The sequence below is a fragment of the Kitasatospora sp. NPDC022785 genome (genome assembly GCF_055561295.1).
This window is the reverse complement of record NZ_JBVHHB010000014.1, coordinates 38,348-57,331: the sequence shown is the minus strand read 5'-3', so window position 1 is coordinate 57,331 and position 18,984 is coordinate 38,348. Positions and strand designations below refer to the sequence as shown.

The following is an 18,984-nucleotide window of genomic DNA, read 5'->3' as shown; positions in this document are numbered from 1 at the left end:
CAGCCCATCCCGTTCCGCCGCAGCGGATCCGTCCGCTCAGACCCGCTGCCAGAGGGCCGGGACGATGTCGGGCTCCCAGCCGACCTGGGCGGTGTGGCCCTGGATGCAGCGGTAGCCGAGGCCGTTCCAGGTGACGACGTCACCGGCCTTGTAGGTGGTGCCCGGCTTCCAGGTGCCGCCCGGGTTGCCCGGGTCGGTGCCGACCACCAGCGAGTAGGTGGTGCTGTGGGTGGCCGAGCCGGTGCCGGTCACGGTGAGGGTGTAGGTGCCGGCCGCGGTGCCCGAGCCGACCGCGACGGAGAGCGTCGCGGAGGAGCCGGACTGCACCGAGGACGGGCTGACGGTGGCCGTGACGCCGGCCGGGGCGCCCGAGACGGAGAGGTTCACCGTCTGGGCCGAGCCGGACGTGGTGGCCGTGGAGACGGTCGCGCCGGCCGAGCCGCCCGGAGTGGTGGTGCCGGTGGCCGGGTTCACCGCGACCGAGAAGTCGTCGGCCGGGACGGGGCCGCTGCCGACCGAGGTCTTCCAGACGGTGTACGCGACGCCGTCGGCGCTGCGGTCCAGCGCGGTGGCGTTGATGTTGCCGGTGGTGTCGCACGCCGAGTGGTAGCAGGAGTCGTACGCCCGGCCCGCGGTGCCGCCCCACTTCGCCGCCTGCGCCGCGGTCTTGGTGTCGCTGGCGCCGGCCGCGTAGCCGGAGGTGGGGATGCCGGCCTGCTGGAAGGAGTAGTCGTCGGAGCGCCCCTGACCCTCGACGTTCTCCTCGGGCTGGACGCCCAGGGAGTCCCAGTAGGCCTTCATCGGCGCCGAGGCGGTGGAGCCGAGGTTGTTGATGAAGTAGCCGGCGTTGGGCGAGCCGACCATGTCGAAGTTGTAGTAGCCCTTGACGGCGCTGCGCTGGCCGGAGCTCAGCCGGCTCACGTAGTACTGCGAGCCCTGCAGGCCCTGCTCCTCACCGGTCCACCAGGCGAACCGGACGTGCCGGGTCAGGGCGGGGTTCTGCTGGGCGAGGGTGAGCGCGTTCTCCAGCAGGACGGCGGAGCCGGAGCCGTTGTCGTTGATGCCCGGGCCGGCGCCGACGCTGTCCAGGTGGGCGCCGAGCATGGTGACCTGGTCGGCGGGGCCGCCGGGCCAGTCGGCGATCAGGTTGTTGGACTGGTAGGTGCAGGAGGTGCAGGTCTGCTCGCTGACGGTGTAGCCGACCGCCTGGAGCTTGCCCTTGATGTAGGCGAGCGACTGGCTGTGCCCGGTGGTGCCGGCCCGGCGGTTGCCGCCGTTCTGCGAGGCGATGGTGTTCAGCTGGGCGAGGTGCGCCTGCACGTTGGCGACGCTGATGTCGGGCGTGGTGGGGCCGGGGGTGCCGCCGCCCACCGTCAGCGTGTACTGCGCGGTGTGTGTGGCGGATCCGGTGCCGGTCACCGTGAGGACGTAGGTGCCGGGGGTGGTGGAGGCGGAGGCCGAGACGTTCAGTGTCGCGGAGGAGCCGGCCTGCACGGACGACGGGCTGACCGAGGCGGTGACGCCCGCCGGGGCGCCGGAGACGGCCAGGTTGACGGTCTGCGCACTGCCCGAGGTGACCGTGGTGCCGACCGTGGCGGTGGTGGACGCGCCGGGCTGGACGGAGCCGCCGGCCGGGTTCAGGGCCAGCGAGTAGTCGTTGGTGCCGGACGGCGTGCACGTCGGCTCACCGCTCTGGGCGGGCACGCTGATCGCGTCCCAGGCCGCCTTGGTCCGGCCGAAGGAGGTGCAGGTCGGGTCGAGGTTCTTGGCGGCGGTCAGGGTGGCGACCCGGTACTTCTTGTAGGTCATGCCGCTGGTCTTGAGCAGCATGCCGCCGTAGAAGATCCGGCCGGCGTCCTTGATGCCGACGCCGGTGACCGAGGAGTTGTTGCAGGTCGGGCTGGTGGGCTTGCCGCCGCCCGGGTTGGAGCCCTCGGAGAGCAGGTAGAACCAGTGGTTCAGCGGGCCGGCCGCGGCGTGCACCTCGGTGCTCGGGATCGACGAGGAGTAGCAGTTCGGGTTGTTGCCCACCAGGGAGGGGTTGTACATGTTCCGGATCGGCCCGCTGCCGACCAGGTTGATCATCTCGCCGACGGTGAAGTCCGGGTTGTCGTACGGGGCCGGCTCGTTGGCGTAGGCCTCGGTGAGCGCGCCGAAGATGTCGCCGGTGGCCTCACCGAGGCCGTTCTCGTTGTTGGCGCCGCCCGGTGTGTACTGGTCCAGGCCGTGGCCGAACTCGTGGCCGACCACGTCGATCGCGGCGATCCACTCGTTGGCGTTGTTGTGGCCGATCGAGACGGAGGAGCCGTCCCAGTAGGCGTTGACGTCGTTCAGGCCCACCTTGACCGGCCAGCTGCCGCCGTTGCCGTTGTGGCCGTTGCGGCCCAGCCACTCGCGGAGCATGTCCCACTCCTTCTGCGCCGCGAACATCACGTCGGCGCAGCCGGTCTCCTTGCTGGTGGGGCTGCCGTTGCCCCAGGAGTCGCTCGATTTCGAGAACACCTGGCCGCTGCTGTAGTCCGCGCAGCTCAGCCCGGGCCGGCTGGGGTCGCGCAGCGAGTACGAACCGCCGGAGCCCGTGGTGCTGATGGTGACCGGGGCGGGGCCGTTCCACTTGCTGTCGGCGGTCCCGGCCTTGACGTCGTCGTAGCTGTCGATCACCTCGCCGGTGCGGGCGTCCACGAAGACGTGCAGCCGGCTCGGGGCCGCGGAGGTGCGCCCGGTGAGCACGGTCTCCCAGGCGAGCCGCCCGGTGCCGTCCTGGACCCTGACCACCAGGCGGCGCGTGTCCACGCCGTCGACCGCGGCCAGCCTGGTGCGGGCGGTCCTCTCCGCGTTGGCGGCGCTGACCAGCGGGGTGGTCGGCAGCAGGGCGGTCGCCCCGCCGACCGGGCCGGTGGCGGCGGACTGCAGGCCGCGGACCTTGCCCTGGCCGTCGGCTATCACGACGGCGTCGCCGCCGACCACCGGCAGGCCCCGGTAGGTGCGCTCGTACGCGACCGAGTAGAGGCCGCCGAGCCAGGGGGTGACGGACTGGCGCTCGTACGTCTCGCCGGGGCCCTTGGCCAGGGCGTCCAGGCCCGCGGCGGCCGCCCGGTCGGCGGCGTTGACGGCGGCGGCCAGCGCGCTCGGCGGCGCGGTGACGGCCGGTCCCGGGTCTGCGGCGGCCTGCCCGACCGCGGTGGCGGTGAGCATGCCGGCCAGGACGGTCAGGGTGGTCCCCGCCGTCAGCAATCTGCGTTTCATTCCGAGGCTCCTCGAACGTGGGGGTGCCCGACCGCGGAAAGGCGCGCCTGACCGGCGCTCACCTCGGGCCGCATCGGGGGACGGCCGTGCGGTCGTCCGCGTTCGGGTGCCGGAACCCTCACACGCCGTCATGCCCCGGTCAACGGGTCCGGCGGGCCGTCCGTGCGGTTGGCAAGTTCTGTCAAGCTGCGGGTTTTGTGAAGAGGTTGAGACCAAGAGGTCGAGACCAATTGAGGCCGCCTCATGTACGGGGGCAGGCCCGGTCCAGTACCGTCCTCCTCATCGGAAGGACCGGGATCGGACTCGGGAGGGCGGCCCCGTGCACCGGAACCACGCCGACGCACCGGTCGGTGACGCATCGTCAGCAGACTTACTGTGGCGGGCCTTCGGCGCGCGCCTGCGGCACTGGCGCCGCCGCGCCGGGCTCACCCAGGCGCAGCTCGGCGCCGAGATCGGCTACGACCACACCGCCGTGAGCAAACTCGAACACGGCACCCGCCGGACCAGCCCGCGGATCGCCGACCGGCTGGACGACCTGCTCGCGGCCGGCGGGGAACTGCGAGCCGCCTGCCGCCGGGCCGAGGACGGACCGCCGGAGGCCCCGGTCGTCCCGGTCGTCCCGGCCGGACCGGCCGGCTGGGCGCGGCCGCCGCTGCCGGGGCCCGCCGACGCCCCCCGGGCCGTCGCCTCCCCGCTCGCCGGGGGCGAACCGCCCCGCCGCCTCCCCGACTACGGGCTGCTCTGCCCGCTGCACGGCGCCGCCGGGTGCGCCGTCCCCGCGCCCGACGACCTCGCCGCCCTGCACGCCGCGTTCTGCGCCGCCGACCCCGACACCGCGCCCCCGCTGGACGCCGACACCGCCCACGCCCTCACCGGCCTGCTCGCCGCCCGCCTCCGGGCCGGTGAGCACGCACGGGACGGCACCGCCGTCGTGGAGGAGACCCTGCGCGCCGTCCTCGGCCGGCTCGCCCGCACCTCCTCCTCCGCCCTCGCCCGCCGGCCGCTCGCCCGGCTCGCCGCCGAGTACGCGCACGCCGCCGGCGCCCTGCGGATGCAACGCGGCCGCAACGCCACCGCGATGGCCTGCTTCGACCGGGCGCTCGGCTGGTCCGAACTGGCCGACGACCCGGCCACCCAGGTCGCCGCACTCAGCGACATGAGCACCCTGGCCCGTCTCGACGGCGACCCGGCCGCCGCCCTCGGCTACGCCCGCGAGATCGCCCGCGCCGCACCCGGCCGGCACTGGGCCGGGGCGATGTCCCAGGTCGGCCAGGCCCGCGCACACGCCCTGGCCGGCGACGTCCGCGCGACCGTCCGGCACATCGCCCGCGCCCGGCTCCACCTCGACCACATCGGCGAGCCCGACGAGGCCGACGCGCCCTGGCTCACCATCGCCTCGATGCGGCTGCGGGTGGAGTCCGGCGCCGCCGCCGCCCTGCGCGACGCCGCCGCGGCCGTCGACGACCCCCGGCTCGCGCTGCGGGCCGTCGACGCCGCCGAGACCGCGCTCCGGCTCCTGGGCCCCGGTCAACTCCCCACCACTCGCGTGCTCTTCACCATCCGGATCGCCGACTGCCACCTCTGCGCGCACGACCCGCAGGCCGCCGTCGCGCTGCTCGCCCCGCTGCTGGACGACGCCGCCGCGCTCCCCGCCCTCGCCCGTCACGAGTTGCGGGGGCTGCGGGCCCGGCCGGCCGCCGTCGGGCTGGCGGGATCTTGACGGTTGTGGGCGATCGCGCCGCTCGCGGGGTCGGGTCCGGACCGGCGAGGATCGAACCACCGCCGAACAGGGCGGGCCCCGGGGCGGGTTCGCCCCGGTGGGACTTCGCCCGCGCCGAGCCGAGGAGCACCCCGATGACCAGCCAGAGGACCACCAGCGCCGTTCTCGGCGTCCCCGCCGCCGACCCCGTCGTCGCCGCCGCCCACTACCTCGCCCGGCTGTCCTTCGAGGCCGACGTCTCCGACGTACACGCCGACCTGGCCGCGGGCGTCCCCGGCGTGGTGGTGGTCGACTCCCGCAGCGACACCGCCTGGTCGCAGGGCCGCATCCCCGGGGCCGTGCACATCCCCACCGCGCGGATCGCCGAACTCGCGCCGCGGCTGATCACCCCCGGCACGACCGTGGTCACCTACTGCTGGGGCCCCGGCTGCAACGGCGCCACCCGGGCCGCCCTCGCCTTCGCCCGGCTCGGCTACGCGGTCAAGGAGATGCTCGGCGGCTTCGAGTACTGGGCCCGCGAGGGCTTCGCCTACGACACCGACCACGGCACCGAGCAGCGGCCCGTCGACGACCTCACCGCGCCCCGCTCGGGCATCTCCTGCGCCTGCTGACGTGGCGGCTCCCGGCCTGGCGACCTGGCGACCTGGAGGCCTGCCGCCCCTGTTGACCTGGCGGCCCGTCTGGCCTTCCGGCCGGCCGGCCTCGCCTTGCCGACCTCGCCGGCGGCCGGCACGCAGCTCGGAGCGAACGCTGCGGTGCCGTCAGGCGCCAGGTCTCGGGCACGAGCAGCGAGGCGATCGAGGACAGGAGGATCGCCGCCGCGCACAGCAGCGTCGTCGTCTCGATCCCCAGCAGGGCGGTGAGCGGCCCGGCCGGCACCAGGCCGGCGGGGGCCATCGCCATGCTCCCCAGCCAGTCGTAGGAGCTGATCCTGGAGAGGGAGTCGGCGGGGACCTCCTGCTGGACGCGCCGGGTGACGAGCATGAGGGCATCGGCCGGTTGGAGCTCCTCGGGCGGCACGCACTCGGGCAGCAGGCCGCTCATCGCGGGGGCGAACAGGGCGCCCGCGGCACCGGCCGGAACGGCGCCGAGGGCCAGCACGAGAAAGCGGAAGGCCTGCTGTCATCGCCACGGTGAGAAAGCCGCAGGCCAGCGGGTACGAGATCCGCGCACACCATGAGGCGGGCTCTCGGAAGGCGGTCCGCGAGCACTCCGCCGAACAGCGGCAGGCCCTCGACGCGTGGATGGTCGCGTGGGCGGAGGAACGCCGCTTCTGGCGTCACGAGTACCGCTCCTCGCACGCCGGGCGTCTGCTGTCGATGATCGCCGCCACCCCGGGCGGAACGGACACCGGCGCCGGCCGGGCCACCCCGGTGCGGAGGGCCCCGGGCATCGTCGTGAGGGCGCGCCTCAGCGGTGACCACTACGTCGTCTCGGTCGACCACAAGGACATCAGGCTGCCCGCCGCCGTCGCCGAGGACGTGCGCGTCCTGCTCGGCGGCAAGCCGGTGCGCGCGCAGGACCTGCGGTCCCTCTCGGAGAAGAACGCCGACGCGTTGCTGCGCCGGCTCCTCCAGGAGGGGATCCTCCGACTCGCGGATTCCTGAACGCTTCTGATCGACACTCATGTCGGGCCGTCCGAGGGGCCCCCGGACGGCGGCCCGGCCGTGCGCACCGGCGGACCCGCCGCCACCCGCCGGGCCGCCGTCCGGCCTGCCGCTTCCCTGTGCCGGGGCCTGCCTGGACCTCGCCGACTCCGACCACCCGAACCACACGGTCCAGACCCGCGCACTCCACGCCTGCCTGCGCCGGCGCAACGCCAACGCCCGCCACCCGGACGCCGGCACCCGCAGCCTGACCAACCTGGCGAACCCGTGCGGTTACGGCGGCAGTCAGGAGTGCAGAATCCGTCGCGCCGTGTCCCGGATGGAGTCGGCCAGGGTGTCAGGAGCGGTCAGGTGGGCGATGTGTCCCTGGCCGGTGAGCGTGGCGATCCGCGCATTCGGCAGGGCTGCCACCAGGTCGGCCAGGCGTTCGCGCAGGTGGGACGGGCTGAGATCGCCCTGGATCAAGGTCGTCGGTGTTTCCAGCGTCGTGAAGCGATCGACATCGACACCAAGCGCGTCGATCGCCTCGTTGTCCGCGATCTGTGCCGCCGCGTACGCGCAGCACGCCGCTCGCAGGTGTTGGTCGGCGAACATGGCATCGACCACGTTCGCCGGCATGCGGACGATCTCCCTCATGTGGATCCGCATCGCCTCGACCGGATCGCCCGTGTCGAGAGCGGCACGGGCACGCGCTCCCGCCGTCCCTGCGACCAACTCCTTGGTGGGCATCGGAGGTTCGTAGAGCCACAGTCCGGCGAACGCCGACGGGTCCAGCAATGCGGCTTCCAGTGCGGCGACGGCTCCCGAGGAATGCCCCACGAGAAGCACAGGGGACTCCAGGAGCTCCGCGACGGCGACGATGTCGGCTGCCTCGAGAGCCATCGAATGAGGTAGTGCGATGTCTGCTTCGGGACCGTAGATCCGTCGGCGGATCCTGACGACACGGAAGTCCTCGGCGAGGTGGCGGGTGACGCCGTCCCAGGTCGTCACATCTCCGCCGCCCGGGTGAACCACTAGCAGGTTCGGCCCGGATCCGTCGTCGAGAGCGGTGATGGGGTGGCCGTCATCAGATGATGCGAGAAGCTCACTCATGCGCCCAAGCTTGCACGTCTCGGCCGGCATCGCGCCGGCAGAGTGCCGATATTCCGTATGGCGGACGGCGACCCGGTGAACCCCTCCAGTTCAGAGCAGCCAGGGCCTTCCTGCGGCGTGCTCCCGCAGGAAGGCGCCCGCGTAGGCGGCGGCCTCCTCCTTCGTCCCGTACCAGGTGTCGTCGCCGGCCGTGCCCTGCGATCCGTCGGCGCCCCGGCCCGTCCACGTCCAGTCGCCGGACGACGGCTCCTGCGTCAGTTCGGCCTCACCGCCGAACAGTCCCAGGGTGGTTGACGTCGCGGCCGAGGGGCGGCCGACGGCGTCGGGCCACTTCTTGCGGGCGCCCTGCCGGGTGATGCCCCAGGCCGCCCCCAGCTGCTCGTAGCTCGCGCCGTACGAGCCGGCGGTTCCCGCGGCGATCGCCGCCAGTCGTTTGACCTCGGCGTCCACCACCTTCCAGGTGGCGAGGACGGTCAGGGCCACCTCGGCCGGGTCCGCCTCCCACATGCGGCTCTCGGGGAGGCCGGTCAGCCGGGACCGGATCGCCGACGCGAGGGGATTGAGGGCGTCGAGGAGGGCCTTGTCGAGCTCGATCTGCTCGTCGGGGGTGATCTCAGGCACTGTCATGCGACAACTATAGTTAACGAAGGCTGGTATTGGTAACAAAAGTTCCCGGTCGTTTTCGCGGGTGTGCCGACAGGACACGTGGGCCGCGGGCCGACCCCTGCCGAATGGCAGGGGTCGGGGCGGAGGAGGGCGCCGAAGACCTGCCGGACGGCACATGGACCGGGCGGCGGGCCGGGCGGGAGGCTGGACCCGTCACCAGGAAGACGCCCCGGCCGCCGGCCGGCGGGCCCAGCAGACAAGGAAGTTCGCCATGTCCGTCACTCTCACCACCGCCCGTGCGAAGGCCTTCGGGGCGCTCGCCGCCACTGCTCTGCTGGTCGCCGTGGGAGGCGGCGCAGGGGCCTCCGCCTCCGCCGCCGGTACCGCGCCCGCCCCCAGGCCGTCCGGCGCGGCGGCGAAGACGGCGAAGGCGGCGGTGAGCGGGTCGGTGCGGATCGCCTACGCCTATTCGCCCGACGACGACATCCGCTTCACCTTCGACGTCGAGGCCGCGCCGTTCACCCGGCCGCTGCCGGGGTTGCCGCAGGGCCTGCCGACGGACGCGCGCGGCACCGTGCGGATCTCCCACCACGTCGCGGCGCTGAACCACACCGTGACCTCGGAGGCCGCCGTGGACTGCCTGGTGACGGGGGATCGGACGGCCTCGTTCACCGCCGTCATCACCCGGGCCGACCCCGAGGTGGCCGACACGGTCGGTCAGCGCCGAGGCTTCAGCGTCCTCGACGGCACCTCGCCCCGGCACCCCGACCGCGTCGGATTCTCCTGGGGTGTGGCGAACCTGGACACCGACCCCGCCGGCGGGCCGGCCGAGGGCAAGGTCGGCACCTGTATGGCCCCGGCCCCGTTCGCCCCGGTCATATCCGGCGGCCTGACCGTCCGCCCGGCCGGGCTTCCCCCGCTGCCCGCCACCCAGAGTGTTGAGAGGTAGCTCCGGCGGGGGAGGTGGATCGTGCGGCCGGCTGGCGCGGCATCGGCCGGGCCCGGCGACAGGGGAGTCATGCCGATCAACCTCTCTTCGGGCGAAACCGAGCGGCCGGTCCAGTCGTGGGCGCTCCGGCTCGCGAAGCTCCTTCCGTGCGTGGTCCTGCCGCACCGCCAGTGGCGGTTGCCGTTCGCCTTCGACTTCGAGATGGGGACGGTCGATCCGTCGGCGCCGCCCCTCCCATGGTGGGGCGCGTACTACGTCTTCGGGCTGAGCCTGTTCACCGAGGCGCTGGCCCTGCTCTGCACCGGCCTGGCCAGCGGGTGGGGTGAGACCGTCCCGGCCTGGCTGCCGTTGGTCGGCGGCAGGCGGATCCGGCCGGCTGCCGCGGTCGTCCCGGCCACCGTGGGCGGCCTGGGCCTGGTCGCACTCTGGGACCCCATGCCGCTCGCCTGGTTTGGTGTGCTCGGCTTCCACGAGGTGCCCTACAGCAACGGGTGGTGGAGGGCGCTGGCCCATGTGTGCATCGACCCGGTGATGCTGTGGGGCCCGATCGTGCTGGCCCTCGCTTACGCCTACGGCCGGCGCCGCCGCATCGGCTGATGGTCCGGTCCCGCCCCTGCCCGGTCCCCGCTCCGCCGGCTCCCGTCGAGTTCAGCGTGTCCCGGACCGGCCGGCCCGGGTCCCTGCTCCCGTCACTGGCAGACGGTGTGCTGCTGCTCGGCGAGGACGCTCTGCGCGAGCGATGCCAGTGCGCGTATGTGGTTGTCCTGGTCGGTGGAGGCCTTCGGCCAGATGCTGGGGTCGGACCGGACGGAGACCACCGTCGCCAGGTCGCGGGTGCCGGGGCAGAAGCCCGCCACCGAGGCACTGCCCAGGCTGGCCACCACACCCTGCTCGACCAGGCCCCCGACGGAGGGGGCGGTGGCGTCGGTTCCGCTCGGCCGGTCCGGGTCCTGGCCGGACATCAGGACACGGACCATCGCGTGACCGCCCACCGAGATCACACAGGAGAGCTGTGGGTGGCCCCCCATGGCACCGTCCGGCGAGACATTGCGCTCCTCGACCCCCGGCCGCCCCGCGGGCAGCATGGCGCCGAGCGCGGTCCCGTCCGCCCGCGGCAGCCCGCAGAGCGTCTGCCTCAACGCGGGCTCCCGCGCACCGACCACGAAGGTGCCGACCACCGCGGCAGTGGCCACGACCACGACCGCCGCCCCACCGACCACCCAGCCCCGGCGTACCCGGCCGCGCCTCACTCGGTCACCTGTCACCCTGCTCGGCCCCCACTCTCGGTTCTTGATCAGCAGAGCGTAGTGCCACGGAGAGCGGCGAGCCCGGCCGCCCTCCGTGGGTGACCGCCCGGTCCGACGACCACCGTCCGGTCCGACGACCGCGGCACGGTCCGACGACCGCGGCACGGTCCGATGACCGCGGCACGGTCCGGCGACCGCAGCGCCGGGCCCATTGCCCTGAGTGCGGAGGGCCGAAATCATGACGCCATGGCGAAGAAACCCGAACCACAGGCCTTGATCGTCAACAGGGTTCTCCGGGGAAACGGAACGAGCCGCGACATCGAGCAGGCCAAGGCGAACTTCCGGCAGTGGATGGTCAAGGAGTGGGGCGGCAGCGAGTACCGCGCCATCGCCGCCTGCGTGGGTGCGTTGGCCACGGCCTGCGGAAGTGACTGGAGCACCATCGAGGAACGCGACAAGGAAGCCCACATCTGGCTCTTCGGCTTCCTCTGCCCCAGCCCGGACGACATTCATTTCGAGGCCGGCGGCTACCGGGACGAGGTCCTCGTCCAGGGCGGCTTCCACCGGTTCGCGGTCCTCATCCGCAGGGTCCAGGGAATTCCGGAGTGACCGCCGCCCGCCCGCGCCCGGACGGCCCGCAGCTCCGTCGCACCCTGTCCCACCAGCGAATGTCGGGCAGGTCGGGGGATTCGGCGCCTTCGGACGGCGCACCCGCCCAACAGCCCGGCCGGGAAGATCCGTTGGAGAGCGTGATCGCCATGTCGGCGATCACTCCGATGACATAAGCTGCCGAATGGCGCCGCGATCCGCGCGGTGAGCCGAGAGGTCGATGGCACAGGAGCCGATGACACACCGACGAGACGCCGGCCCGCCGGGATCCACTGCCGACGCGACGTCAGAGCCCCGGGCCGGCAACACCTGGGACTCGGCGCTGTCGTCCGAGGAGTTCGCGGCGATCAAGGGTGCCGGGTTCGATCCGGTCGGGCAGGTACTCGGCACGGCCGTCTTCAACATCGGGTACACCGGCCTCTGGGGCTGCCCCGGCGCGTGGTCGGTCACCGACGGTGCGAAGGTGCCGTCCTCGGCGTGGGCGTCGTCCTACTCGTTGTTGGTGAGGACGATGTACGCGGCGCGCAGGCTGGCGCTGTCCCGCGCGGTCGCCGAGTGCCGCGCGCTCGGCGGCGACGGGATCGTCGGGGTCGAGCTGCGGGTCGAGGAGTTCCCGGCGGGGGGTCTGGAGTTCACCGCGTTGGGCACCGCCGTCCGGGCCCGCTCGCGGATCCGGCCGCGCCTGCCCTTCACCTCGCACCTGAGCGGCCAGGACTTCGCCAAGCTCATACACACCGGATGGGTTCCCACCGGGCTCGCCTTCGGCATCGCCATCGCGATTCGGCACGACGACTGGCGCACCTCCCGCCGGGTCCGCTGGACCGCCGGGAACCAGGAGGTCGACGGCTACACCCAGCTGATCAACCACGTCCGCCACGACGCCCGGAACCAGCTGGCCCTCGATGCGGCGAGGCACGGCGGCGACGGTGTGGTGCTGGACGACGTGGAGTTGACGGTGAGCGAGAGCGAGTGCCCCTCGTTCGGGTACTCAGGCGACTTCACCGCGGAGGCGGTCCTCGTCGGCACCTCCATCGCCCGGTTCGGCCGCTCCGGGCGGCCCGCCGGGCCCAGGCCACTGACCATCATGAGACTGGAGCGCGAGCACTGACATGACCGAACGAACGGGGCAGGAACCGTCCGGGGATCCCGCGCAGCCGGCTGCGGAGGGCGTGCCCGAGGACGCGATGCGGCGGCTTGCGCAGCTTCAGCCGGGGGAGAAGGGCTCGCTCTTCACGTCGGACCTGACGGTGAACGAGTTCCTGCTGGTGCGCGAGGCCGGCTTCCGCCCGCTCGGCCTGGTCCTCGGTTCCTCGGTCTACCACGTCGGCATCCAGCTCGGCCGGTGGACGAAGAACCAGGAGCTGACCAAGCTGTCACAGGCCATGTACCACGCGCGCGAGCTGGCGATGAGCCGGATGGAGGCGGAGGCGAGCGCTCTGGGGGCGGACGGGATCGTGGGGGTGCGGCTGGACATCGAGTTCAAGGAGTTCGGCTCGGACATCGCCGAGTTCATCGCGGTCGGCACGGCGGTGAAGGCGGACGGTGCGGACCCGGGAGCGGGCGGGACCTGGCTCAACAACAAGGGCAAGCCGTTCACCTCGGACCTCTCCGGCCAGGATTTCTGGACACTGATCCGCGCCGGATACGCACCCCTGGACATGGTCATGGGGTCGTGCGTCTACCACGTGGCGCACCAGCGCCTCGGCCAGGCGCTGAGCACCACGGGCCGCAACGTCGAGATCGAGCCGTTCACCCAGGCGCTCTACGACGCACGCGAGCTGGCGATGAGCCGCATGCAGGCGGAGGGGAAGGCCCTGGACGCCGAGGGGATCGTGGCGGTCCAGCTGCGGCAGCACTCGCACACCTGGGGGTCGCACACCACCGAGTTCTTCGCCATCGGGACGGCGGTGCGCCCGCTTCGCGACGACCACGTCATCGACCGACCGACCATGGTGCTGAGCCTCGATGCCTGAGATGGAAGTGGAACTGCTGGCCGCGGCGCTGCGCCAGGACAGCACGGACCTGAACCTCTACGCCACAGTGCTGTCGGCGAACCTGGCGGACTCGCTGCCGCCCGGCGCCGTGCGGGTCAAGCGCAGGCGTTCCGTCACGGAACGGGTGGCCGGGCGCGAGGGTTCGGTCACCGAGCTGGACGTCGCGCTCGGGGAGCAGCGGCTCTCGCTCCGGATGGACCGGGGCCGGGTGGCCGGCGAGATCTGCCACGAGGTGCGGGGCATCGTGCTCTCGCGGCGCCAAGTCGGCCTGGACGAGTGGATCGGTGCCCTGGCCCAGTCCCTGGCTGACGCTGCGGCGTCGAATGCCCGTGCCCGCGAGGCCATCGAGCGCTTCCTGGCCTGACGCCGCCGACCCGGTGGCGGCGCGGATCGTGGAACGGTCGTGACGGCCGCCGATCGTCAGCCTCGGGGTGGGGCACATGTCGGTAGCCCGGACGGATCCGGCATGAGAGCCTCACGATCATGGCCACTGAATCCGAGGTAGGCGAGCTGCTGCGCCGGCGCGGCTGGCGGACGGCGTTCACGGTCGCCGATAGGGCGAACGCGTGGGCGGACCTGGTGAGTTCCGTCGAGCGCGGCTATGACGAGGACATCGACGAGTACACCAACGACCTCTACAGCCGGAACTGGCTCCACGAGGCGTGGCTCCTGCTGGACGAACACGTCGTGCAGCTCTGGACGCCGCGGATCAAGGCCGTGGACGACCGGTACAAGGCCGCGACCTTCGACGACGGCGGCCAAGCACTCGACCGGTTCCACAGGCTGCCCGACGCCGACCTGTGGTGGTGGCGGAGACACCCCCGCACCCTCACCGGAGAGCTCGGGCGAGCACTCCGTTCGGTCGGCGCCGTCGGCATCGACCCGGACACGGCTTGACCCTCGGCCTGCGGGACTGCGGAACAGGCCCGTCCCGGCCGTTCGCTCCCGGGCCCGCCCCGCATCCCCTTCCCCGGCGAGTCGAGGATCGGCCCGCCTGGTGGCACAGGAAGTCGGCGGGTCCGACTTCCTGTGCCGCCCTTTGCTCAGTTGGTCCCGAACTCGCCTGCACGGATGGCGGTGACGAAGGACTGCCAGGCGTCGGCGGGGAACAGGAGGGCGGGGCCGTTGGGGTCCTTGGAGTCGCGGACCGGCATGACGTCGAGGTGTCCGGGGGCCACCTCGACGCACTGGCCTCCGTCGGTGCTGTGGGAGGACTTGACCCAGCGGGCCGATGACAGGTCAAGGCTTGAGCTCATGGTGCCAGTTCCTTCCGGATTCTTCTGATCAGGGCCAGGGATTCCGCCTGGGGAGGCGCGTCCACCTGCAGCCGATCGTATCTCCTGCGCCAGAGCACGACACTGGCTCGGTCCCGCTCCAGAAAGCCGCGATGAAGCGTTTCCGTGTAGCCGAGTTGGCTGTGATCGCTGACGGTCAGCAGGGTGACGGCCGACCGGAAGGAGCGGAGGCCTCCCATGCTGAACGGTACGACCTGCAACAGGATGTGGGCCTCCTCCGCCAGCTCTTCAAGGCGATCAAGCTGCTGGGCCAGAACGGCCGGGCCACCGAGCTGCCAGCGGAGCGCGCTCTCATCCAGAGCGGCGTAGATAAGGGGCGGAGGTTTCCGGGACAGTAGCTTCTGCCTGGCCAAGCGGAAGTTGAGTCGCTCGTCGGCCTGATCTGCCGTGACCTCGCCTCGTTCGACTGCCCCGGCCAACTCGGCTTCGGCGTAGGCCCGGGTCTGGAACAGCCCTGGGATGGCCCCGATTTCGAACAGCCTTATCTCCGTGGCCTGCGCTTCGTGTCGAGTGAACTCAGTGAATCCCTCGGCGAGGCCGGCGGAGTTGGAGGCCTGCTGCCACATGAGGGCCAGCGTGCCCTGCGTTCCGAGGGCTTGGTCGGCCGCGCGGGCCAGGCGTAGGGAGGGCTGCTTCGTGGCAAGTTCGGCGAAGGAGATCGTCGAGTAATGGAACCCGGTTCGCTCCGCCAGCTGGGCCTGCGTAAGGCCCACCGCCTCGCGTGACCTGCGGAGTTGAACACCGAAGGGTGCCCATCGTCCTGCCGATGGATCAAGTTCTTTGAGGTTCACCATGGTTGCTCCAACTTGGGCAGCCGGAAATTCAAAACCAACTTCGGTTCCGATGCTAGTCGCGACCAGGCCAGGATGAGCACAGAACGTGAAACTCCAACTGCGGAGGGTTGTCATGAGAACCGCCCCTACCCACCCGTCCACCAAGCTCCACGGCTACGGCATGCGGTGGGACCCTGCCGCCCGCCTCTACCGGGTGCGCAACGAGATGACCGGCGACTGGCTGCTCGACTCCTCCGGCGAACTCGCCGGCTTCCCCACCATCTCCGCCGCCGAATCGGCCTGGCGCGCCTTCGAGCCCCGGCGGCGGGCCGCCTGATGGGGCCGGTCCTCAACCGGGCGACCGCCGAGCAGCGCCGGGAGGCCGCCCTGGCCGTCGAGGAACTCCTCGCCGTCCTCGCCCTCGCCGAGGCCACGCTGCCCTCTGTCGAAGTCGACTGGGACCACGGCCGGTTGACCGGCGCCTACCTGATCAACCTCGGCTCCGCCCGCACCGCCCAGATCCTGCGCATCACCGACCTCCTGCGGATGGGCCTGCGCTACGAGCGCCAGGCCGATGCGCACTGAAATCCTCGCCGCCGCCGGCCGGCTCCTCTGGTGGCTGCTCTTCGCCGCCACCCTCATCGCCGGCCTCCACCGCCTCGCATCGCGAACCCCCGAAAGCGAAAACGACCGTGCGCCCCGCCCGTGACCCCCGCCTTCTCGCCAAGCCCCCCGCCTGCCGCCTCGGTGCCCTCGTCCTCCTGCGCAACCCGGCCGGCCACGTCCTCCTCGTCGACCCCGACTTCCTCGACGGCCTCGTCCTCCCCGGGGGCGCCGCGCTCCCCGACGAGCCGCCCCACCTCGCCGCCGCCCGCCACCTCCACGCCCAGACCGGCCTCCACCGCCGCCTGACGACGCTCCTCGCCGTCGACTTCACCCCCGCCGACCGCTACCTCGAACGCCTCAACCTCGTCTTCGACGGCGGCACCATCACTGACCACGACGCGAAGCGCCTCACCGTCCCACCCCAACGCCACTCCCACCTCCACGGCGCCCGGTTCGCCGACCCCGCCACGCTCGCCACCCTCATGAGCCCCGCCCAGAACGCCCGCCTCCGACAGGCCCTCGCCAACCTCGGCCGCGCCCTCCCCCTCCTCCTCCACGGCCAACGCGCGGCCTGACGAACCGATGAGAACACGGCCCAGCTCCCGGTTCGTCGTCACCGCTACCGGAGGAGCGGTGCCGCTGCTAGCGTGCACCGATGTCAGCGATCAAGAAGTTCCAAGTCGCCTTCGACTGCGCGGAGCCTGAGCGCCTCGGTCGTTTCTGGTGCGAGGTGTTGGGGTACGTCGTAGCGCCGCCACCGGAAGGGTTTGCCACGTGGGACGACTTCAACGGCTCGCAGCCACCTGAGCAGCGGGATTCGTGGTTCGCCTGCGTGGATCCCTCAGGAGTGGGCCCGCGGCTGTACTTCCAGCGTGTCCCCGAAGGGAAGGCGGCCAAGAACCGGCTGCATCTTGATGTGCGGGTCGGCACCGGTCTCGTGGGCAAGGAGCGCCTCGCCGCACTTGAGGCCGAATGCGCGCGACTGGTCCCGCTCGGCGCGGTCCACGTGCAAACGCTGTATGACGGAAATGACTCGTGCATCCCGATGCAGGACATCGAGGGAAACGAGTTCTGTATCGACTGAGCGTTCTCCGAGCGGCGGGCGAGGTCTGCAGCCGGGCGATGCCGAGCACGGCCGTGTGAACGGTGTCGCCACCCTCTCCGGCGGACGTGTGCGTGGAGGCTCGCGGCCGCCGGGCGCGTCGATCTCTCGGCTGTGCTGCCCCCGGCGTCCGGGTTTCCGGGTCCGGCCGCCCCGGCGGTGAGCCGGGGCGGCCGGAGAATGCTGGTGTTGCCGGGTTGTCAGTCCGCCAGGTGCGGTGAGCCGTACTGGTGGCGGAAGAAATACCTGCGTGTCAGCAGGTGGTGAGGCCGTCGATCATCGGCTTCTTCGCGAAGCTGAAGACGAACAGATCCTTGGTCACGCCGGGAGCGAGAGTCAGGCAGCCGTAGGGGTTGTAGTTGTTGACGCTGTCGTAGATGAGCTTGAAACTCTGAGTCGTGAACAACCATTGGTCACCTTGGCCCTCGCGTAGTCGAGCCAGTAGTCGGCGTTGACGTACGTGACGCAGCTCGGCACGGCCTGGGTCGTCGCCGGGGCCGAGGCCTGTGCAGTCCCCTGCACCGCGGCGAGTGTGCGTGCGAGGTAGGGCCCTCTATCATCGCGCCTCCCAAATCCGGAAACTCCCATGTGAAACCGGAATGCAGTGAACCGCTTGGAGGAGTTGCCCAGGTTGAACTCGCCTCGTCGCAGGTGCCGGCGGTCTTGACCTCTGGGGTGTGGCATCGGGCGGCGGTGGACGCATGGGGGCGGTTGACCGTCTCGGCGCAACAGCGTCGGAGGCGGGTCGGCTGGAGGCCGCTGAGCGTGCCGGGCGGGGGCGACAGCGCGACCGCGGAGAGCCTCGCCGGCTCGCGGGCGACCGGCAGCTGCCGGAGCATGTGGTCAGCGTCCCGCCACCCGGGGCCCGGCTCGGCCGGGGCCTCGCCCGGGCCGCCCGGCGCCCGATGTCCGCACTCCGCGGCGGGTGCCGCCCGGGCCGTCACCCGAACGGAGCAGCGTCCGCGCCAAGGCGGACGGTGCGGGAGCCGGCCCGCGGAGGCGTCCGCCCGAGGAGGCGGCCTCTCCGGCCGGACTCGCCGGGCGCGTACTCCACCCCGGCAGCCACCCCGACAGAGCAGCAGGGAGTCACCATGTCGATGCTGTTGATCAAGGGCTCGTTCCACGTCTCCGCCAAGGCCAAGCCGGACGGCGACACCATCGCGTTCGTCCCCGACTACGTGGGGGAGTGGAAGCTCGTCCACGGGAACGAGCTCAAACCCGGCCCCGACGGTCACGTCAACGTCCGGCTGGAGGCCATCGACGCCCTGGAGACCCACTACCCGGGCGCCAACAAGCACGACGAGCACCAGCCACCGGCGTTCGCCCACGCCGCCGCCGACGAGCTGCTCGACTGGCTCGGGTTCGTGGACATCCAGCGCCACGCCGACGAAACCGTCAGCGTCACGCCCGACCAGGTGCCCGGCTACATCCTCACCCGCGGCACCGACAGCCTCGGCCGCTGCGTGGCGCTGGTCGGCCGGGGCCGCACTCCGGGCGCCAGCGGCTACGAGATCAACGTGGACGACAAGCTGCTGGCGAGGACCGCCAACTACCACCTGCTGGCGAAGGGGTTGGCGTACCCGACCTTCTACAAGGGTTTCCCCGGTGATCTGCGCCGCATCCTGAAGGACCTCGTCCTCCAGGTTCGCGCCGCCGCGCCCCCCGCCGACGGCCTCTGGTCGCAGGACGTGACGGTCAAGGGCGCGAAGGTCGCCGACATGAACTCGATCACCACGGACGCGGTGATCCTCCCCAAGCTCTTCCGCAGGCTCAAGGACTACCTGGACCTCGGCAACAACGCGCTGGACTGCCTCCCCGCGTTCCTGGCCGGGGCCAACGACGTCTTCACGCTCCCCGACGGCACGGAGTGCTCAGGCCTGCACCGCATTCTCGAAATCACCGACGGGCAGACCCTGCGCTTGACCCACCCCGCGGAGGACCTGATCTTCGACGAGAAGTGAGCCGTGAGGTCCGGCCCGTGCTCGCCCGGCGGCTTCGGGCGGCTCCGCGACGGCCACCGGCGCTCAGTCGCCGAGCCGTCCGGAGCCGCCGAGCCCTCCGGCGCCCGTTGAGCCCCGTCCGGAGCCGCCGGAGTGCCCACCGCCGTTGACCGCCCCGCCGTTGACCGCCCCGCCGTT

At 72.0% G+C, this 18,984-nt stretch carries 23 protein-coding genes and 1 pseudogene; 16 read left to right on the top strand and 8 right to left on the bottom strand.

The genetic code is table 11. The features are described from left to right. Positions 1 to 36 precede the first annotated feature (36 nt). The gene (locus ACZ3YO_RS22250; RefSeq protein ID WP_465571878.1) at positions 37 to 3,246 is read right to left on the bottom strand and encodes a M28 family peptidase; all 3,210 of its coding nucleotides are present in this window, start codon (positions 3,244 to 3,246) and stop codon (positions 37 to 39) included. A 319-nt stretch (positions 3,247 to 3,565) separates the two neighbouring features. On the opposite strand from ACZ3YO_RS22250, the gene ACZ3YO_RS22245 reads away from it, so the two are divergent. Continuing rightward, the gene (locus ACZ3YO_RS22245) at positions 3,566 to 4,966 is read left to right on the top strand and encodes a helix-turn-helix domain-containing protein (protein ID WP_465571875.1); all 1,401 of its coding nucleotides are present in this window, start codon (positions 3,566 to 3,568) and stop codon (positions 4,964 to 4,966) included. A 134-nt stretch (positions 4,967 to 5,100) separates the two neighbouring features. Beyond that, positions 5,101 to 5,577: a rhodanese-like domain-containing protein gene (locus ACZ3YO_RS22240; protein ID WP_465571873.1), complete on the top strand. Its 477-nt coding sequence runs from the start codon at positions 5,101 to 5,103 to the stop codon at positions 5,575 to 5,577. On the opposite strand, the gene ACZ3YO_RS22235 is transcribed toward ACZ3YO_RS22240, so the two are convergent. Next, positions 5,540 to 6,067 (bottom strand): hypothetical protein, encoded by a 528-nt coding sequence (locus ACZ3YO_RS22235; RefSeq protein WP_465571871.1) that lies wholly within the window; start codon positions 6,065 to 6,067, stop codon positions 5,540 to 5,542. The two genes, ACZ3YO_RS22240 and ACZ3YO_RS22235, sit on opposite strands and share 38 nt — an antisense overlap. Positions 6,068 to 6,099: 32 nt before the next feature. On the opposite strand from ACZ3YO_RS22235, the gene ACZ3YO_RS22230 reads away from it, so the two are divergent. Together ACZ3YO_RS22230 and ACZ3YO_RS22225 are read left to right on the top strand one after the other, a co-directional pair. Then, the gene (locus ACZ3YO_RS22230; RefSeq protein ID WP_465571869.1) at positions 6,100 to 6,573 is read left to right on the top strand and encodes a hypothetical protein; all 474 of its coding nucleotides are present in this window, start codon (positions 6,100 to 6,102) and stop codon (positions 6,571 to 6,573) included. Positions 6,574 to 6,712: 139 nt separating this feature from the next. Then, positions 6,713 to 6,805 (top strand): annotated as a pseudogene (locus ACZ3YO_RS22225) (integrase); the annotation flags it as partial. A gap of 53 nt (positions 6,806 to 6,858) precedes the next feature. Here the strand turns inward: ACZ3YO_RS22225 and ACZ3YO_RS22220 are convergent. After that, positions 6,859 to 7,665, bottom strand: a complete 807-nt coding sequence (locus tag ACZ3YO_RS22220; RefSeq protein WP_465571867.1) for an alpha/beta fold hydrolase — start codon at positions 7,663 to 7,665, stop codon at positions 6,859 to 6,861. A gap of 90 nt (positions 7,666 to 7,755) precedes the next feature. After that, positions 7,756 to 8,292, bottom strand: coding sequence for a hypothetical protein (locus tag ACZ3YO_RS22215; RefSeq protein WP_465571865.1), 537 nt, complete (start codon positions 8,290 to 8,292; stop codon positions 7,756 to 7,758). A 250-nt stretch (positions 8,293 to 8,542) separates the two neighbouring features. On the opposite strand from ACZ3YO_RS22215, the gene ACZ3YO_RS22210 reads away from it, so the two are divergent. Continuing rightward, complete coding sequence (locus tag ACZ3YO_RS22210) at positions 8,543 to 9,220, top strand: hypothetical protein (protein WP_465571862.1); 678 nt, start codon at positions 8,543 to 8,545, stop codon at positions 9,218 to 9,220. 69 nt (positions 9,221 to 9,289) lie between these two features. Continuing rightward, positions 9,290 to 9,817 carry a hypothetical protein gene (locus ACZ3YO_RS22205; RefSeq protein ID WP_465571860.1) on the top strand — a complete coding sequence of 176 codons (528 nt, stop codon included), beginning with the start codon at positions 9,290 to 9,292 and terminating at the stop codon, positions 9,815 to 9,817. A 92-nt stretch (positions 9,818 to 9,909) separates the two neighbouring features. Here the strand turns inward: ACZ3YO_RS22205 and ACZ3YO_RS22200 are convergent, their stop codons facing one another. Then, a complete protein-coding gene (locus ACZ3YO_RS22200) occupies positions 9,910 to 10,413 on the bottom strand; it encodes a hypothetical protein (protein WP_465571857.1) in 504 nt (167 codons plus the stop codon). A 300-nt stretch (positions 10,414 to 10,713) separates the two neighbouring features. Between ACZ3YO_RS22200 and ACZ3YO_RS22195 the strand changes: the two genes are divergently transcribed. The 5 genes from ACZ3YO_RS22195 (at position 10,714) to ACZ3YO_RS22175 (ending at position 13,967) form a co-directional block, all read left to right on the top strand. Beyond that, a complete protein-coding gene (locus tag ACZ3YO_RS22195) occupies positions 10,714 to 11,076 on the top strand; it encodes a hypothetical protein (protein WP_465543378.1) in 363 nt (120 codons plus the stop codon). Between the two features lie 235 nt (positions 11,077 to 11,311). Further along, complete coding sequence (locus ACZ3YO_RS22190) at positions 11,312 to 12,184, top strand: heavy metal-binding domain-containing protein (RefSeq protein WP_465571854.1); 873 nt, start codon at positions 11,312 to 11,314, stop codon at positions 12,182 to 12,184. 1 nt (position 12,185) lies between these two features. After that, on the top strand, positions 12,186 to 13,049 hold the full coding sequence (locus ACZ3YO_RS22185; RefSeq protein WP_465571851.1) for a heavy metal-binding domain-containing protein: 864 nt from the start codon (positions 12,186 to 12,188) through the stop codon (positions 13,047 to 13,049). Beyond that, positions 13,042 to 13,434, top strand: coding sequence for a hypothetical protein (locus ACZ3YO_RS22180; protein ID WP_465571848.1), 393 nt, complete (start codon positions 13,042 to 13,044; stop codon positions 13,432 to 13,434). Before ACZ3YO_RS22185 ends, ACZ3YO_RS22180 begins: the two co-directional genes overlap by 8 nt. Before the next feature lie 119 nt (positions 13,435 to 13,553). Then, positions 13,554 to 13,967, top strand: coding sequence for a hypothetical protein (locus tag ACZ3YO_RS22175; protein ID WP_465571845.1), 414 nt, complete (start codon positions 13,554 to 13,556; stop codon positions 13,965 to 13,967). Between the two features lie 146 nt (positions 13,968 to 14,113). Here ACZ3YO_RS22175 and ACZ3YO_RS22170 read toward each other — a convergent pair whose 3' ends face one another. Then, the gene (locus ACZ3YO_RS22170; RefSeq protein ID WP_465543368.1) at positions 14,114 to 14,326 is read right to left on the bottom strand and encodes a DUF397 domain-containing protein; all 213 of its coding nucleotides are present in this window, start codon (positions 14,324 to 14,326) and stop codon (positions 14,114 to 14,116) included. Then, the gene (locus tag ACZ3YO_RS22165) at positions 14,323 to 15,159 is read right to left on the bottom strand and encodes a helix-turn-helix domain-containing protein (protein WP_465571842.1); all 837 of its coding nucleotides are present in this window, start codon (positions 15,157 to 15,159) and stop codon (positions 14,323 to 14,325) included. Before ACZ3YO_RS22165 ends, ACZ3YO_RS22170 begins: the two co-directional genes overlap by 4 nt. A 112-nt stretch (positions 15,160 to 15,271) precedes the next feature. Between ACZ3YO_RS22165 and ACZ3YO_RS22160 the strand changes: the two genes are divergently transcribed. From ACZ3YO_RS22160 to ACZ3YO_RS22145, 4 genes are all read left to right on the top strand, one after another. Continuing rightward, positions 15,272 to 15,475, top strand: coding sequence for a hypothetical protein (locus tag ACZ3YO_RS22160; protein WP_465571839.1), 204 nt, complete (start codon positions 15,272 to 15,274; stop codon positions 15,473 to 15,475). Next, positions 15,475 to 15,723, top strand: a complete 249-nt coding sequence (locus ACZ3YO_RS22155; protein ID WP_465571837.1) for a hypothetical protein — start codon at positions 15,475 to 15,477, stop codon at positions 15,721 to 15,723. Before ACZ3YO_RS22160 ends, ACZ3YO_RS22155 begins: the two co-directional genes overlap by 1 nt. 107 nt (positions 15,724 to 15,830) lie before the next feature. Further along, the gene (locus tag ACZ3YO_RS22150; protein ID WP_465571834.1) at positions 15,831 to 16,319 is read left to right on the top strand and encodes an NUDIX domain-containing protein; all 489 of its coding nucleotides are present in this window, start codon (positions 15,831 to 15,833) and stop codon (positions 16,317 to 16,319) included. 80 nt (positions 16,320 to 16,399) lie between these two features. Beyond that, a complete protein-coding gene (locus ACZ3YO_RS22145) occupies positions 16,400 to 16,828 on the top strand; it encodes a VOC family protein (protein ID WP_465571832.1) in 429 nt (142 codons plus the stop codon). 271 nt (positions 16,829 to 17,099) lie between these two features. Here ACZ3YO_RS22145 and ACZ3YO_RS22140 read toward each other — a convergent pair whose 3' ends face one another. Then, positions 17,100 to 17,252, bottom strand: a complete 153-nt coding sequence (locus tag ACZ3YO_RS22140) for a hypothetical protein (RefSeq protein ID WP_465571829.1) — start codon at positions 17,250 to 17,252, stop codon at positions 17,100 to 17,102. A 685-nt stretch (positions 17,253 to 17,937) separates the two neighbouring features. Here ACZ3YO_RS22140 and ACZ3YO_RS22135 point away from each other — a divergent pair. Further along, positions 17,938 to 18,807, top strand: a complete 870-nt coding sequence (locus tag ACZ3YO_RS22135; protein ID WP_465543352.1) for a nuclease — start codon at positions 17,938 to 17,940, stop codon at positions 18,805 to 18,807. Positions 18,808 to 18,984: the final 177 nt, after the last annotated feature.